Source organism: Marinomonas sp. ABL3_031, assembly GCF_056161265.1.
On sequence record NZ_JBSWYU010000001.1, the window covers coordinates 138,526 to 155,018 of the forward strand.

16 protein-coding genes are annotated in these 16,493 nt (G+C 46.2%); 6 read left to right on the forward strand and 10 right to left on the reverse strand.

The window, feature by feature from the left end; translation table 11 throughout:
- Positions 1 to 2: 2 nt before the first annotated feature.
- From ACXAH2_RS00700 to ACXAH2_RS00720, 5 genes are read left to right on the forward strand one after another with little or no spacing between them, the layout of a single operon-like run.
- Positions 3 to 1,580, forward strand: a complete 1,578-nt coding sequence (locus ACXAH2_RS00700) for a gamma-glutamyltransferase family protein (protein ID WP_475075845.1) — start codon at positions 3 to 5, stop codon at positions 1,578 to 1,580.
- 30 nt (positions 1,581 to 1,610) lie between these two features.
- Positions 1,611 to 2,429, forward strand: a complete 819-nt coding sequence (locus tag ACXAH2_RS00705) for a sulfite exporter TauE/SafE family protein (protein ID WP_475075846.1) — start codon at positions 1,611 to 1,613, stop codon at positions 2,427 to 2,429.
- Between the two features lie 9 nt (positions 2,430 to 2,438).
- On the forward strand, positions 2,439 to 3,674 hold the full coding sequence (locus tag ACXAH2_RS00710; RefSeq protein WP_475075847.1) for a pyridoxal-phosphate-dependent aminotransferase family protein: 1,236 nt from the start codon (positions 2,439 to 2,441) through the stop codon (positions 3,672 to 3,674).
- Positions 3,671 to 4,903, forward strand: a complete 1,233-nt coding sequence (locus ACXAH2_RS00715; RefSeq protein WP_475075849.1) for an allantoate amidohydrolase — start codon at positions 3,671 to 3,673, stop codon at positions 4,901 to 4,903. The genes ACXAH2_RS00710 and ACXAH2_RS00715 overlap by 4 nt, the downstream gene beginning before the upstream one ends.
- A gap of 25 nt (positions 4,904 to 4,928) precedes the next feature.
- Complete coding sequence (locus tag ACXAH2_RS00720) at positions 4,929 to 5,297, forward strand: AraC family ligand binding domain-containing protein (RefSeq protein ID WP_475075850.1); 369 nt, start codon at positions 4,929 to 4,931, stop codon at positions 5,295 to 5,297.
- 149 nt (positions 5,298 to 5,446) lie between these two features.
- Here ACXAH2_RS00720 and ACXAH2_RS00725 read toward each other — a convergent pair whose 3' ends face one another.
- From ACXAH2_RS00725 to ACXAH2_RS00745, 5 genes are all read right to left on the reverse strand, one after another.
- A complete protein-coding gene (locus ACXAH2_RS00725; RefSeq protein ID WP_475075852.1) occupies positions 5,447 to 5,593 on the reverse strand; it encodes a hypothetical protein in 147 nt (48 codons plus the stop codon).
- A 94-nt stretch (positions 5,594 to 5,687) separates the two neighbouring features.
- A complete protein-coding gene (locus ACXAH2_RS00730; RefSeq protein WP_475075853.1) occupies positions 5,688 to 7,085 on the reverse strand; it encodes an APC family permease in 1,398 nt (465 codons plus the stop codon).
- Positions 7,086 to 7,137: 52 nt separating this feature from the next.
- A complete protein-coding gene (locus tag ACXAH2_RS00735; protein ID WP_475075854.1) occupies positions 7,138 to 8,430 on the reverse strand; it encodes an NAD(P)/FAD-dependent oxidoreductase in 1,293 nt (430 codons plus the stop codon).
- Positions 8,431 to 8,480: 50 nt separating this feature from the next.
- A complete protein-coding gene (locus tag ACXAH2_RS00740; RefSeq protein ID WP_475075856.1) occupies positions 8,481 to 8,897 on the reverse strand; it encodes a Rid family hydrolase in 417 nt (138 codons plus the stop codon).
- Between the two features lie 62 nt (positions 8,898 to 8,959).
- A complete protein-coding gene (locus ACXAH2_RS00745) occupies positions 8,960 to 10,099 on the reverse strand; it encodes a tyramine oxidase subunit B (RefSeq protein WP_475075858.1) in 1,140 nt (379 codons plus the stop codon).
- Between the two features lie 232 nt (positions 10,100 to 10,331).
- Between ACXAH2_RS00745 and ACXAH2_RS00750 the strand changes: the two genes are divergently transcribed.
- On the forward strand, positions 10,332 to 11,165 hold the full coding sequence (locus ACXAH2_RS00750; RefSeq protein WP_475075860.1) for a helix-turn-helix domain-containing protein: 834 nt from the start codon (positions 10,332 to 10,334) through the stop codon (positions 11,163 to 11,165).
- Positions 11,166 to 11,256: 91 nt separating this feature from the next.
- Here the strand turns inward: ACXAH2_RS00750 and puuE are convergent, their stop codons facing one another.
- The 5 genes from puuE to ACXAH2_RS00775 form a co-directional block, all read right to left on the reverse strand.
- Entirely contained in the window at positions 11,257 to 12,192 is a 936-nt protein-coding gene (puuE, locus tag ACXAH2_RS00755) for an allantoinase PuuE (RefSeq protein WP_475075862.1), read from the reverse strand.
- Positions 12,193 to 12,357: 165 nt separating this feature from the next.
- Positions 12,358 to 12,522, reverse strand: a complete 165-nt coding sequence (locus ACXAH2_RS00760; protein ID WP_475075864.1) for a hypothetical protein — start codon at positions 12,520 to 12,522, stop codon at positions 12,358 to 12,360.
- A 2-nt stretch (positions 12,523 to 12,524) separates the two neighbouring features.
- The gene (locus tag ACXAH2_RS00765) at positions 12,525 to 13,883 is read right to left on the reverse strand and encodes an ammonium transporter (RefSeq protein ID WP_475075866.1); all 1,359 of its coding nucleotides are present in this window, start codon (positions 13,881 to 13,883) and stop codon (positions 12,525 to 12,527) included.
- A 159-nt stretch (positions 13,884 to 14,042) separates the two neighbouring features.
- Complete coding sequence (gene eutC / locus ACXAH2_RS00770; protein WP_475075868.1) at positions 14,043 to 14,897, reverse strand: ethanolamine ammonia-lyase subunit EutC; 855 nt, start codon at positions 14,895 to 14,897, stop codon at positions 14,043 to 14,045.
- On the reverse strand, positions 14,897 to 16,315 hold the full coding sequence (locus tag ACXAH2_RS00775; RefSeq protein WP_475075869.1) for an ethanolamine ammonia-lyase subunit EutB: 1,419 nt from the start codon (positions 16,313 to 16,315) through the stop codon (positions 14,897 to 14,899). Before ACXAH2_RS00775 ends, eutC begins: the two co-directional genes overlap by 1 nt.
- Between the last annotated feature and the right edge of the window lie 178 nt (positions 16,316 to 16,493).

Here is a 16,493-nt window from a genome sequence, read left to right on the forward strand (position 1 = left end):
TAATGACAACATCTCAAATCGCCTTTACCGCGCCGCATTTCAAAGCGGCTCAGGCTGGTCAAAATATTCTTCAGCAAGGTGGCACGGCCATCGAAGCCATGGTCGCGGCAGCAGCCACCATCGCTGTGGTCTACCCTCATATGAATGGTTTGGGCGGGGATGGTTTTTGGTTAATTAGTGAGCCAGGAAAAGAACCCATTGCCATTGATGCCGCTGGGGTATCGGCGCAGCTGGCAACCAGAGAGTTTTATCAAGGTGAGAGCCTTATTCCGAGTCGCGGCGGTAAAGCGGCTTTGACGATGGCAGGGGCGGTGGCAGGTTGGCAAGAAGCCTTAACCATCAGTGCCAATTGGCAAGAGAGTTTACTCTTAGAAGATTTGTTGGCGGATGCCATTCATTGGGCTAAAGCGGGCAGTGAGGTCACTGCGAGTTACGTGGCCGCTGCCAATAAAACCTACGCTGATTTATCCCCCTTTGCCGATTTCGCTGCTTTTTTAAAGCAAGGTGAAACGTATCAAGTGGGTGATGTGTTATGTCTGCCAAAGCTGGCTGAAACCTTAGAAATTTTAGCAGAAAAAGGTTTAGGCGATTTTTATCAAGGTGAGATTGCAGCGTCTTTGGCGAACGATCTAGAAGCCGCCGGTTCGCCTATTCGCTTGGCCGATTTTCAACAATACCGCGCTCAGCGCGTGACGCCATTGAGCGTGACGACCAGCCAAGGGAAGTTATACAACTTACCCGCGCCTACCCAAGGCATTGCTTCCTTATTGATTCTGGCCTTGTACGACCGGTTACACGAGCAAGCCAATGACGATGTTGATATGGCGCACTTACTCATTGAAGCCACCAAGCAAGCTTTTATCGCACGCAATAATAATGTTACCGATGTGACACGCGTACCCACTGACCTAGTTTCGTTATTGAGTGATGAGTCGTTAGATAACATGTTGCAGGACATCTCTCTTAACAGAGCTCAAGCTTGGCCGCATCTAGCCAAACCGGGAGATACCATTTGGATGGGCGCGTGTGACAGTGAAGGACGCATGGTGAGTTATATTCAAAGTTTGTACTGGGAATTTGGCAGCGGTGTGGTCAGTCCTGCCACTGGGATTGTCTGGAATAATCGAGGGTCGTCTTTTTCCTTAGAAGTAGATTCTTTGCAAGCACTTGGACCTAATTTGAAACCTTTCCATACCTTGAACCCTGCCTTTGCTGAGTTAAAGGATGGTCGTCGTATCAGTTATGGCACCATGGGAGGAGAGGGACAACCGCAAACCCAAGCCGCTTTGTTCAGTCGTTATGTGTATCATCATTTGCCTTTGGATCAGGCCATCAGCCAAGGTCGCTGGTTGTTAGGTCGAACGTGGGGAGATGAAAGTCATAACCTCAAACTTGAACAAGATTTTGCTGCGCTTGCAGTTGATACCTTAACCACTCGTGGACACGATCTGGTCGAGGTGGAATCTTGTAATGAATTAATGGGTCACGCCGGTGCCGTGGTATTGCACTCAAGTGGTGATGCTGAAGCGGCGACAGACCCAAGAAGTGATGGCCGCGCCATTGTTAGTAATTTAGCTTAGTGATTATTTGATTTAGGAGTAAAGAACAAAATGTCATTCATAATGGAAAACTATTCCATGATTCTCGCCATGATGGCCACTGGTGTAGTGGGCGGAATTTTAGCCGGTCTATTGGGTGTCGGTGGCGGTATTGTCATCGTGCCGGTGTTGTTCTTTCTCTATCAGGGATTAGGTGTCAGTGCGGATACGGCGATGTTGGTCGCGACGGCAACCTCGTTGGCCACGATTATTCCGACTTCCATCAGTTCGATTCGTGCTCATAAAGCAAAAGGCAATGTGGATTTTGATCTACTAAAACGCTGGGGCTTCTTTATTTTTGTCGGTGTCATGGTGGGCAGTTTCTTAGTGACGCGTGTGGAAGGGGAGTGGCTAACACTCTTGTTTGGTGTGATTGCCACCTTGTCGGCCTTGAACATGCTATTGGGCAAAAAAGACAGCTTGTTTCAATCCTTACCAGGTACGCCAGGTCAAAGTATGATGGCGACCTGTGTTGGCTTTTTCAGTTCTATGGTAGGGATTGGCGGCGGTACTTTGACGGTTCCTATGCTGACGTTTTGTAATTACCCTGCGCATCGTGCGGTTGGCACCGCGGCGGCTGTGGGTTTGATTATTTCTTTACCAGCTGCGTTAACCATGTTGATTTTTGGTCAAACGCCTATTGATTCGCCGTTTGGTACCGTGGGCTTGGTCAACCTCATTGGCGCGGCTTGTATCATTCCTCTGACTGTCTTGTTTGCACCGGTAGGTGCTGGTTTAGCTCATCGCTTGGATGCCGCTAAATTGAAGAAGGTTTTCGCCGTCGTGTTGATTTTCACTGGCATTAAGATGCTTTACCAAGTCTTGGTATAGGAGTTTATTATGCAACCTTTGACGCTTCCTCCTAGATTGTTAATGGGCCCTGGGCCAATCAATTGTTATCCGCAAGTTTTGTCGGCCATGTCGACGCAACTGGTTGGTCAATACGACCCGACTATGACCAGCTATATGAATGAAGTCATGTCCTTGTATCGCCAAGTCTTTAATACTCAAAATGAGCAAACTTTTCTCATTGACGGTACATCTCGTGCGGGCATTGAAGCGGCCCTGGTCTCTTGTCTTGAACCGGGTGATAAGGTGCTGATTCCTATTTTTGGTCGTTTTGGGCATTTGTTAGCCGAAATCGCCGAGCGCGCCGATGCGCAAGTGCATACCATTGAAGTGCCGTGGGGTCAGGTATTTGACCCTCAGCAAATTGAAGAGGCAATTAAGCGTGTGAAGCCTAAGGTGTTGGCCATAGTGCAAGGTGATACCTCGACGACCATGTTACAGCCTTTAGAAGAACTGGGGGCAATTTGTCATACTCATGATGTGCTTTTCTACACAGATGCTACGGCGTCTATCGCGGGCAATCCATTTGAAACCGATGCTTGGCAAGTGGATGCGGTCACCGTTGGGTTGCAGAAATGCCTTGGTGGGCCTTCTGGTAGTGCGCCAATTTCTATGAGTGAGCGTTTTGTCGAAGTAGTGCGCAAGCGTCATCATGTGGAAGCGGGCATTCGTGACAGCCATCATCAAGATGCGCAAGGTCAGCGCATTCGATCTAATTACTTTGATCTGTCTATGATCATGGATTATTGGGGCGAAGAACGCCTTAATCATCATACGGAAGCGGCAACCATGCTGTTCGGTTCTCGTCAATGTGCCATCGAGTTACTGCGTGAGGGACAAGACGCGGTATTGAAACGTCATCAGGTGGCAGGCGATGCCATGTTGCAAGGCATTCAAGCCATGGGCTTGAAACCTTATGGGGATTTGCAGCACAAGATGAGTAACGTTGTTGGCGTTCATATTCCTGACAAGGTCGATGGTGAACGTATTCGTCATGACATGTTGCAGATTTTCAACATCGAAATTGGCACCAGCTTTGGCCCATTAAAAGGCAAAGTATGGCGCATTGGCACCATGGGGTACAACGCTCGCCAAGACGCTGTATTACACACTTTGCAATCCTTAGAAACCGTATTGCGTCGCGCCGGTTTTGGCATTACAGCGGGCGCGGGTGTGGATGCTGCTATGGCCGTTTATGCCGCGCAGACGCTTGGAGAAGCGCGATGATGGATTATGCCAAAATCGCTCAGCAAGTGATGTTGCGTTGCGATGAGCTTGGTAAAATCAGTCAATCAGACGAGTATTTGGATCGTCGTTATCTGACCCCCCAGCATCAGCAGGCGAATGATTTGGTGGCGAGCTGGATGCAACAAGCTGGCATGAGTACTTGGCAAGATGCGGCGGGTAATCTATGCGGGCGACTTGAATCGAAACAGCCTAATGCGCCTACTTATTTGCTAGGCAGTCATTTGGATACCGTACCCAATGGGGGTAAATACGATGGCATGTTGGGAGTGTTAGCGCCACTTTGTTTGATTCAGGCTTGGCAGCAAGCCGGTGTGGAGCTACCTTTTCATCTGGATTTGGTGGGTTTTGGTGACGAAGAGGGGACGCGTTTTCGTTCTACCTTGTTGGGCAGTCGCGCTTTAACCGGTCAATGGCCCGAGAGTTGGGCCGAATTAACCGATCAAGATGGCATTAGCTTGCGTCAAGCTATGCAAGCGTTTGGCTTAGCGTTTGACCAAGTGCATCAAGCCAAGATCGACACAGCTTCTTTGCTGGGGTATTTGGAACTGCACATCGAACAAGGGCCAGTCTTAGAAGACAAAAATCTGCCTGTTGGAGTGGTAACCGCCATTGCGGGAGCCAAACGCTATGCGCTAACGGTCACGGGCATGGCGGGTCATGCCGGCACTGTTCCTATGGACTTGCGTCAAGATGCGCTATGTGCGGTCAGCGAAATGGTGTTGACAGTGGAAAAGGTGGCACAGCAGCATGGCATAGTGGCGACGGTCGGACAAATTAACAATCGTCCCAACGGAGTCAATGTGATATCCGGTTCGACGCAATTTTCTCTCGATATTCGCAGTGAATTTGATGATAAGCGTGATGCCGCTCTACAGCAGATCATGACCGAAATGGCAGCCATTGCGGCACGACGTAATGTGCAATTGAGTATGGAACAAACTCATGCGGCCGATGCGGTGCAATGTGACCCTAGGTTACAAAATATTCTGTCGAATGCCATTCAAGCAAGGGGTTACGAGCCACTGGCGTTGCCTTCTGGGGCCGGTCATGATGCCATGGCCATTGCGGACATTTGTCCTGTCGCCATGTTGTTCATGCGTTGCGACAAAGGCATCAGTCATCATCCTGCGGAAGCTATTCTAGAAGAGGATGTGGCGGTGACGCTTGCTGTATTAGATAACGCCATCCAACACTTGCCCACGGAGTAAGTGGTTTTTTTAGATAGGAATTGTTATGAAGATCACGCGAATTTTTCATCAAGACGATGGCAAAAGTGAGTTTGCCGAATTGGACATTGGGTTAAAAGATGGCGGCCCAATCGGCTTCCTATCTGAGCGCTTCTCTGCAGGGGAAATTATGTTTCGAGAAACGCCCAGTGATTATGATTTTAAATGGCACCCCGCACCGCAAAGGCAATTACTTTTTATCATCAAGGGGCGTTGTGAATTCATGGTGTCATCCGGTGAAACTCGCCAATTTGGCGCAGGCGATGTGTTACTGTTAGAAGATACGCAAGGTGAAGGTCACTGTAGCAAAGCCTTGAATAATGAGATTCGTCATTCCATCTTCGTGACCTTGCCGGACAATATTGAATTGGCTTGAGTAACAGAATTGATTCACCAAAAGAGCGCTAAGTCATCACTTAACGCTCTGTTTTGATGCTAATTAATTTTGTAGGTCAGTCACTTTTTGGTGGATGATGCTCGATCCAATGGTTAGCAATGTCGCAACGGCGAGTAATCCAGACGTGGTTATGGGACTGAACATAATCGAGGAATTTTTTGGCGACTAAGTTCTTCCTTAAGCGCGTTCAATTGAATTTCCAATTGGTATTTTTCAGATTCGGATTTGGCTAAGGCTTGTTCTAATTCGAGCCGCTTTTTCTTTTCAAATATCATAGGGACAGCACCTCCTTTTCATGGATGGAGAAAAGAGTAGAAAAGTGAAACAGCACCTACTATGAGGTGCTGTTATCTTGTTGAAATACTAGAGTTAGCTCATATCTGCTTCGAACAGACCACGTTTCATAAAGAACTTCACCCAAATAGCGCCAATAATGGCCAAAACAAGCAAGATGCCTCCGGTAATGCTGTACACCATTTGTGTCATTTCAGGGGTTGGTGAATTATTCAATGCGATATAAAGCATGCCGAATAAACCAAGTACTTGTGGAAAAGGGTAGAAAGGCGTGCGGTAAGGACGAGCATGCTTCGGTAGACGTTTACGCATCACCATCACATTGATGTGCGCCACACAGTAAGCGAGAAGCCAGCTGGTGGTAGCCGCGATGACTAAAACAATCAGAGAGTCGATGCCAAACGCAAAGAAAGGAATGCTCGCACCAATGGCAAGCATTAAAATAGCAACCCAAGGAACGTCAAATTTATTCGTTGTTTTAAGCTGAGGAAATGCTTGGCCTTGCTCGGCCATACCTTGGAGCATGCGCGGTACCGCAGCGAGCACTGTGTTCATCGTACTGCAAGTGGCGGCCAGTGCCATAATGGTTGCGATGATTAGTCCGGCCTTACCAAATACCGCATTGGCATAGTCAAGATAAGGTAGCGGCGATTCTAAAAGGCTCGGAATATCAAGATATAAACTTGCGCCATAGGTAAAGGCGAGGAAGATGAAAAAAATCATAAACAAGGATAGATGCATAGCGCGCGGGATATTTTTGTTCGGGTTTTTAACGTCATTTACCAGTGGGCAAATAAACTCTACGCCTACCATTGTCCATAGCGCTAAGCCAACCAAACCAATAAAACTGCCATCTAATACACCGCCAAAACTCCAGTCGACACTTGGGCCTGCTAGGGGCGGATGAGGTTCTCCTGCGCCTGTAATGGCAACTAATCCAATTAAAATCAGCGCACTGATTAGCACGAAAGCGAGTAAATTTTGGACCTTTGCGAAGACATCTGTGCCAATCAAATTAGTAATGGTAAACAAACCTAAAATCAGCAAAGGAGCTACTTTTTCAGGCAGTAAACCGGGCAATAATTGACCTAACATGGCATCGACCAGAAACATTTCGACGGGTAGAGCTAAAATGGCAACGACGACGTAACCTGCAAATACAGACACTATTGCAGGAAAATGGCCGATGGCTTTTTGGGTGTAGGTGGCTAGTGTGCCTTTTTCTGGAAACATTAAGGACAGTTCGGCAAAGCTCATGGCGTTAAATTGTGCCAGCACCAATGCCGTGATCATGGCCGCAATAAAGGCCATACCACCGATTCCGATACCTTGTAAGGCTGAGATCATAGCACCTTGTACTATGACCAAACCGACACAAATGGCCATCATGGTGGGTAAACCGAGCTTTTTGCTTGAGTGGGTAGCGGCCGAGGCCGCGTTACTAACCGTTTTGGGTTGAGTTAAATCTGACATTTTTTGCTCCTCTTGTCGTTTAGCGTTTAGACGCTTTTTTTAGAAGTTATGATTAGAGTCGATCAAATCGATAGGGGGTTGTGTCTATCAATGGCGTAGCTTGGGTAACTAAATCTGCAGCCACTTGACCAGCCGCTGGTCCAGTACCAAACCCATGGCCGGAAAAGCCAGTGGCAACCGTTAACCCCGGAAGAGCATCAATACGATCAATCACTGGATTCGAGTCTGGAGTGACGTCAATGAGTCCTGCCCACGCTTCTTCAACTTGTGCTTCGGCAAACGCGGGCCAGGCTTGTGTTAAGTTGTTTAAAGCATCTTGGTTGAGTTTGGGATTGAACTTTGGATCACGAGTACGAATTTTCTCAAAAGGCGAAACTTGATGAGCCTTCCAGCGTCTGGGGAGCGTTAAGTCGTGGAAAAAATCCTTGCCAAATGTCACATTTAAAAAATCGCCTTGGGCTTTTAGTTGTGGCAAATACTGGCGACCAATGAGTAAGTGATCGAGTGTGATTGGCGCATCTAATTTGCCACGTTGGGTAATGATAAAGCCGCCATCTTGGTGTTTGCGAAAGGAAAAATCTGGGCCACCCACTGCGATATCGGTTGGCCCTTCCATTGGCTTAGTACGAAATACAGAACAGATTAACGGTAAAGTGGGTAAGGAAATATTATGATTCCCAAGCAAACGTCGTGACCAAGCACCACCTGTTAGTAGCACTTGCTCGCATTGTATTTCCCCGTGTTCTGTCATAACGCCACTTACTTTGCCCGCGCTGGTGATCAAGCTGCGAACGGCGCATTGTTGGATTATCGTTGCACCTTTATCCATAGCGGCTTTAGCCATTGCCGTTGTGGCAATGGCGGGTTCTGCACAACCGTCTGATGGGGTAAACACGCCGCCTTTCCAATCGCCTTGTCCGCCAGGAACATGCTGATCTATCTCTTTTGTGCTGAGCATCTTTGAATCAAGGTCAAGATCTTCAACTGACTTGAGCCAAGCCTCGTGCATGGCAACTTGTTCATCCGTTCTGGCTAGAAACATAATGCCTGACTGTTTATAACCTACTTGCTGCCCAAGGCGCTTTGGCATTTCCGCCCAGAGCTTATCGGCGGCTTGAGCAAGTGGCACATCCGCCGCATGACGGCTCGTTTTTCGAATCCAGCCTAAATTTCGAGATGATTGCTCTCCAGCAATGTGACCTTTCTCAAGCAGCACAACAGGAATATTGCGTTCTGCGAATGTTAGAGCCGCACTGATACCCACTATACCGCCACCGATAATTACTACTGAGGTTGATTGGGGGAGCTTGTTTTCGGTGACAAGAGTATTGAGAAGTTTTGTCATATACGTGTACCTATAAATGGCGGGCCTGTCAGTAAATCGCTCATCATCGATTAAAGAGTAATTCTTTGTGTTGGCGCTTGATCGGCACCGCGATAAGCCGTTACTTCTAATTCAACCTTGTATTGTGTTGAGCCAAGAGGTGGGCAAGTTACTGTTGTGGCAGGGTCTATATCTTGAAATTTAGAGCCTATGAACGCCATGACTTTGTGAGTGTCGGCTGGATCTTGAATAAAAACACGCGACATGACGACGTCAGCAAGACAAGAATCAACCGCTTCGAGTGCCGTTTCTATGTTGTTAAATACTTGCTCAGCTTGTTCTAATACGTCGACCGGAATTTCTTTGGTAATGGGGTTTCTTCCAGCGGAATTAGAGACAAATATCCAATTGTCGACGGCGACAACACGGGAATAACTGCCGATTTCTTCGAACTTGGAACCCGTCTTTAGCTTGATGATGTTGGTCATTATATTGCCTCAATATCGAAAAAAGTGCTTCCTTGGTATGGGATGGCCAAGGAAGCGAGGTGTTATCTCAGTACAGGGGTATCCCAAAGATTGAGTTTGACGCCAATGCCTTTTTCTAAGGCATTACGGTAGATTTTGGTTGCCCAAGCGACGTCTTCTACAGGCATGCCGCCGACAGAAAGAATGATGATTTCTTCATCGTTTCGGCGGCCTTGAGTGTCCCCTGCGACAATGGCTCCAAGGTCTTCAAGATCGTTTTTGGTAATTAAGCCTTGCTCAACCATGTCCATAAAACGCACACCCGGTAGAGGAATGTGGTTATGGGCAGGTTTGGGAACTTCTTCGAACCAGGCTTCATAAAGGCCGGTATTGTCTAGTACTTTGCGCACGTCTTTACGTTCCATGTCTTCATCCAGACTGCAATAAGCGGGCATGGCTAAATAGGCACCGGGTTTAACCCACTCGCGCTTAACAAGCGGGTATTTCGATGGATCACCAGTTTCACCTGAGTTACAGTAAGTGACGATGTCGGAATCGCGTACCACTTCTTCTATGGTGTCTACCACTTCAATCTTGGTGACTTGGGGGTAGTTTTCTTGTGTCCAAGCAATAAAGTCGTCAATGCTTTTCTGGCTGCGACCTTTTACTTTGATGGTGTCAATAAAAGGGCAAGCAGCGATGAAGGCCGCTACGGATGTTTTACCCATCACACCAGGCCCGAGAAGACCAATCACTTTGGAATCTTTGCGCGCCAAGTGACGAGCCCCTACTCCTGGAATGGCACCAGTCCGGTAAGCGGAAAGCAAGTTGGCTGACATGTAGGCAAGAGGTGCTCCGGTATCAATATCGTTCAAAATCATCATTAGAATTGAGCGTGGTAGTCCTTTTTCACGGTTGGCAATATTGGAGCCGTACCATTTGACACCACAGGTTTGAAAATCCCCACCTAGATAAGCTGGCATTGCCATTAAGCGGCGGTCAGCAGTGGGTTTAGGCATACGTGGAAAAGGAGATTCTTCTGGAAAGGTGATCATGGCACCGTGAGAGTCACTGTTTGGGCCAGCCATGCGGTAATCACCAGAGTGTAACAGTGCAAACATTTCTTCCATGGTGTCGACGCATTTTGGCATGTCTGTTACGCCTGCTTTTATCATGTCTTGTTCAGAGAGGTAGATAAAATCGATCTTAGTGTTGTCTGACATAGCAAAGTCTCAGCTTAAAATATGAAATAAACCGTTTGTGGCTGCCAAACAGGTGATGCACTTATTTGATCAGCTTAATAAAGATTACAAACAGCGGGTATGAAGAAATCCTAGAGACTTGCTTTGTGTTCGTATTGAACTTTTGCGACATAACACTTTTACTAGAAAAGCGGATCTTGGCGTTCTTTTTGCAGATATTGGTGAATTATCTTGTTTTATCTGGGGATAAATCATGCCGCCAATATCCGTCATTGATCGAGTATCTTGTATTCATTCTAAGCAGCCTTGGTTTGTATTAAGTGCGGCTAATGATTTTTCTGTCAGTCCCTCTATGAGTCATGAAATTTCTCATTATTATAGTTTTGAGGCGGATAAATCAGCGGAAACCGCTTTTGCTATTCCTGATGGTTGTGTGGATATCGTATTTGATTGTGATGAATCGCATCCGGTGGCGAATGTGTGTGGCACGGCACTGGAAGCTATGAATCCGCAATTCATTCATAAGCATAAATATTTTGGTGTGCGTTTTGCCACTGGGGTGATTTCAGAGTTGTTCGATGTGTGTGCCGAGGACTTGGTTGAGCACCAATACAACCTATTGGATATGGCACCTAAAGCAAAACAAATGTTTGAGCAAGTGGTTGATACTAAATCTTTTTCTCAGCAAGTATCGATTGCTGAACAATTTTTTATTCAACAAGATGTTCGTCAGTTTTCCTATATTACTGCCATGGTGGTGAAGTATATATGTGAGCATAAAGGCAACATTAGAATGAGGGAATTGGAAAGTCTTACCGGTTATACCATTCGCACAATTCAACGTTTATTCCGTGATGAAGTTGGCATGTCACCTAAAATGTTTTGTCGTATAGTTCGTTGCCAATCTGCGATTTATGACATTAACCATAATGATGAGATTGCCTTTTCAGAGTTGGCTTGTGACCTTGGTTTCAGTGATCAATCTCATTTCCTAAGAGAGTTTAAAAAACTGGTAACGGCAACGCCTTTACATTACCAACACCAAGTCAAAAGTGAGTCTTACCAAAGTCGCATTCGTTATTATTAATATTGTTATTTGTAAACTAAAAGTGTTTTGAACTAAAAGAGCGCTCAGTCATTACTTAACGCTCTGTTTTGATGCTAATTAATTTTGTAGGTCAGTCACTTTTGGGTGGATGATGCTCGATCCAATGGTTAGCAATGTCGCAACGGCGAGTAATCCAGACGTGGTTATGGGACTGAACATAATCGAGGAATTTTTTTAGTGCCATGAAGCGGCTAGGCTTGCCAAGTGTACGACAGTGCATGCCAATGGACATCATTTTGGGGCGAGTTTGGCCTTCTTCATACAGGCAATCAAAGTTGTCTTTTAGGTACTGGAAAAACTCGTCACCGTGACTGAAACCATAAGGTGATGAAAAGCGCATGTCATTGCAATCCAAGGTATAAGGCACGATTAAATGTGGCTTGGTTTGATTCGCCTCTTCATGATGCGGCACTTTCACCCAATAGGGCAGATCGTCACCATAGTTGTCAGAATCGTATTTGAGTTGGGTATGTTCTGCCACCAGCGCGCGAGTATTTGGCGAATCTCGACCTGTATACCAACCCATGGGTTTGACGCCAGTGAGGTTTTCGATCAGCGCCAAGGCTTCTTGCATATGGCGTCTTTCTTCTTCGATAGGCATTTCTTGATAATGAATCCATTTTAAACCATGGCAGACGATTTCATGGTCAGCGTCCACAATGGCTTTGGCCACTTCTGGGTTACGTTGTAAGGCGGTGGAAACAGCAAAAATGGTTAAGGGAAGATCACGACGTTGAAATTCATTTAGTATGCGCCAAACGCCGGAGCGTGAACCATACTCGTACAAAGACTCCATGCTCATGTGACGATCTGGATACGCTTGCGCGCCAAACATTTCGGATAAGAAGGTTTCAGAATGCTCGTCACCATGCGCCACACAGTTTTCACCACCTTCTTCAAAATTCAACACAAACTGAACGGCAATACGAGCGTCATTTGGCCAATTGACCTTGGGTAACTGATCGCGACCATAACCTGTAAAATCTCTTTCTAAATAATGTTTCATGTGTTGTGAGCTACCTAAATGAATCAGTTAATAATGGATACTTCGATTGTATGCAAAAACTTTGCTAATTTTGACCTTTCGGTTGAACTTTTTAATAGACAAATAAAAACGCCCCCATGACATTCGTCATGGGGGCGTTTACTTGCTTAAGCTAATCAGTAAATGTTACTTGTGATTATCAAAGGCTTCTGTTTCATGTTTCATAATGAAACGAATAAGACCAACAACAATACCCGCCACACCTAGGCTGAATAGCATTAATAAAATTGGGCTATCAGCAAAAGTAAAGTAAGCTGATACGTTTTCCCATGATGTAATTGATGTACCCATAATTAAGCTCCTTTCGCTTCTAGATCACCCGTTTCAGTAGTGTTGCCTTTAGCAGGTACGCTTTCTGGGTAAGGGTGAGCTAAGATTTCAACTTCGTCTAGACCCAATACTTCTACATTTTCTGGTACACGTAGTACGTTGAGTTTCTTCAAGATGTAAGACACAACATAACCTGGAACAAAGCCAAGTACCGCCATGACAATGGCACATACAGTTTGGCCGTATAGGCTAATGGCTGGGTTGCCACCAACGTTTGGCGTGCCGCCTGCAAATACACCCACTAGGATGACCGCAACCACACCTGTTACACCGTGAACGGAAACGGCACCAACAGCATCATCAACACCTTTCTTCTCAAGGAATTTCGCTGCACCAACTGCAATGAAGCTTACGCAAGTTGCGATGATGAAAGCCAAACCTGGATCGTATAGATCAAGACCTGCCGCAACAGAGATGATACCAACCAGACCACCAGACATGGTCCAGAAAGGATCGCGAGTTGCAATGTAACAACCGATTACACCACCTGCAAAGCCCATTAAAGTATTGAAAGCAAAAGCAGACAAGTTAGTTGGGTTGTTGTAGATAGTTGTCCAGCCAGTGTCGCCACCGTTGAAGATGATACAACCGCCTAGGAAACCGAAGAAACCAAAGATGATCATCATCAAACCGATCAAGGTCATTGGTAGGTTATGAGCACGGATTTGTTGTGGTACACCATTGATGAACTTGCCTACGCGTGGCCCTAGATTGATCAGCACACCCAAAGTGAAGAAACCAGCAATAGCGTGTACAACACCAGATGCACCAACGTCATGGTAACCCATTTCTGTTAGCATCCAGCCGTCTGGGTGCCAGCCCCAAGCACCAGCAAGAATCCACACAGCGCTACCAAGGATAACGGTTAGGATAAGGAAAGCACTAACGCGAATACGCTCGATTACCGCACCAGACATGATGGAACCAGTCGTTGCACCAAATAGTGCGAAGGCTGCCCAGAAGATACCTGTGCCCATATCTTGAACGTCAGGTCCCATGCTTTGTGACCAAGGCAGAGCCCCAGACGCTTCTGCTGGAATGATACCACCAGGGAAAGCATTGTAGATCCACCAGCCAAATAGGTAGAAAGTTGGGATGATAACGGCCAATGCTAAGATGTTTTTGACACCAGCTGCAAGGGCGTTTTTACTACGAGACGCACCCATTTCGTAGGCTAGGAAGCCTGCGTGAATCATTACCATGATAGCGGTACACCACCAGTAGAAAACTTCTACATTCATGGCTTGGTGCATGTTAAATATCGCTTGCTGAGCATCGAGAGACGCTTGCAAGGACTCCAGAGTTGGGGTTTCTGTTGCCATAGTTTTTTCCTTTTAGTGGGAGTAGTTAGCTTTTATGTGACCGAAGTCATTATGAATACAACGTCTTAGTGCGCTGCTTTTTATAGATCAATCCATGATATTGAGGTTTGTCTAAGACAAACGTCTACTGTCTTACCAGTAAAATCCCTAGACGTTTCTTTATGAAACTAGAAAGTTCTCCGTTGATTGGGCGTCATGCTCAAGTAAATCGTCATCCGATCTGTCTTTTAGTTTGACGCCGGATAATTTTAGTGTTCGTGCTTCGTTTAACAGATAAAAAGCTTTCCGTGCTGCTTCTGCATAAATCAGGCCAGCTGGACGAATATTAGAAATACAGTTGCGGTAAGCGTCTGTGTAGCCCACTTTTCCACCCCAGGTTAAATACAGTCCTAAACTGTCTGGAGAGCTTAACCCCGGGCGTTCACCAATGAGTACGATGACGCATTTGGCATTCAGCCTTTCGCATATATCATCGCCGATGGCCACACGGCCTTGTTCGACAAAACAAAGGGGAGCAATTGACCAGTCTTGCTGATTAATTGGATTTTGAGATGATAAATAACCAAATAATGCCTCTAAAAAGGGCATGGTATTTTGTTCGACTGCTAAAGATGACAATCCATCCACGACAGCAATCGCCAAATCGTATTCTGTTTTTTCTGTTTTAAAGTGATGATCCAAGCGATCTGCAGATGCCTGATCTAAGCGCCGACCAAAATCGGGTCGCTGTAAATAAGTGGCGCGATCCATCGCGCGACTGTGCAAGAATAGGGGGGCACAGTTTGGGGCCCAATCCTGAGCCATGATTTGTTGCGCCAGCTGTTGTGCATTGAGTTGGGTATGTACTGCATCAATAGCTTGCGCATGAGCAAGTTGAAAAGCCAATAAGTGTTGGGTAGGTGTACTGACGCCTGAGCGGCCAAGGCCAACACGTGCGTCGGTAAAGGCTTTAAGCTTTTGCCAGCTGTTTTCAGTAACAGCACTTTCTTGTTGAGGTTGTTTGCCTTGAGCCATTACAGACCTCCAATTAAGCGTTGTAGAGAAGGCTGGAATGCTGATGGCAAAGTGGAATTCAAAGTAAACTGATCGTTATTCTTGAAGATTTCCATCTTCGCTAGCCAAGCATCGAACTCAGGTGCGGGCTTAAGTCCAAGTGCGCGTCTGGCATATAAGGCATCATGGAAAGAGGTGGTTTGATAATTAAGCATGATGTCGTCAGAGCCGGGAATACCCATAATGAAAGTGCAGCCTGCAACGCCTAACAAGGTCAGCAAGTTGTCCATGTCATTCTGGTCGGCTTCGGCATGGTTGGTATAGCAAACATCGCAGCCCATTGGTAAACCAAGTAATTTTCCACAAAAATGGTCTTCTAGACCGGCACGAGTAATCTCTTTACCATCGTATAAATATTCTGGGCCGATAAAGCCAACCACTGTATTAACTAATAATGGATCAAATTTACGTGCCACAGCGTAAGCTCGGACTTCGCAGGTTTGTTGATCTAAGCCGTGATTAGCGTTAGCGGATAAAGCACTGCCTTGACCGGTTTCAAAATACATCACATTGTTGCCAACTGTGCCTCGCTTCAAAGATAATGCGGCGTCTTGAGCTTCGGCTAAGGTAGCGAGATTGAAACCAAAACTGTCATTAGTGGCTTGTGTACCGCCAATGGATTGAAACACCAAATCCACAGGTGCACCTTGTTCAATGCACTCAATAGTGTTGGTAACATGAGTTAGTACACAGGATTGTGTTGGAATTTCGTAATGCTGGATAACTTCATCCATCATCTTGATGAGCCGTGTGGCTTGCTGAACATTGTCTGTCGCTGGATTTATCCCTATTACAGCATCACCGTTAGCGTATAGCAAACCGTCTAACATACTCGCAGCAATGCCAGTTAAATCGTCAGTAGGATGGTTCGGTTGTAAGCGCGTGGACAAATGGCCGGGTAACCCTATGGTATTACGAAATGCCGTACGAATATGGCACTTCTTCGCCACCAAAATGAGATCTTGGTTGCGCATGATTTTACTTACCGCCGCCGCCATTTCTGGCGTTACGCCAGCACGAATGGATTTCAGTATTTCTGGGCTGGCCAAGTCGCTTAATAGCCAATCACGAAATCCACCCACGGTAAGATGGGAGATAGGAGCAAAAGCTGTTTTGTCGTGCTCGTCTATTATTAAGCGGGTTATTTCATCGTCTTCGTAGGGTACCAGTGGCTGCTCAAGAAACAATTTTAATGGCACATCGGCCAAGGTCATTTGTGCCACGGCGCGTTGTTCAGCGGTTTCAGCTGCCACACCAGCTAAACGATCACCAGAACGCGCAGGAGTTGCTTTGGCCATAAGATCTGCAAGGTCTGCGAAAGTAAAGGTTCGCTCTCCTAGCATATGACGAAATTGCGGCGTTTTGAGGTTTTGGCTCATGTATCGGCTCTTTAAACGGATTTACTCTGCTGATGAAAAACATAACACTGCTTTATTACGATGATGTGTAGAAAAGGCACAGGTTTTGCTCCTATCTACTTTAAGAAAATTGCCGAAAAGGCGTTATCAAATAATGGCAAAATTTAAAAATTATTAAAAATCAAATGGTTATTGATTT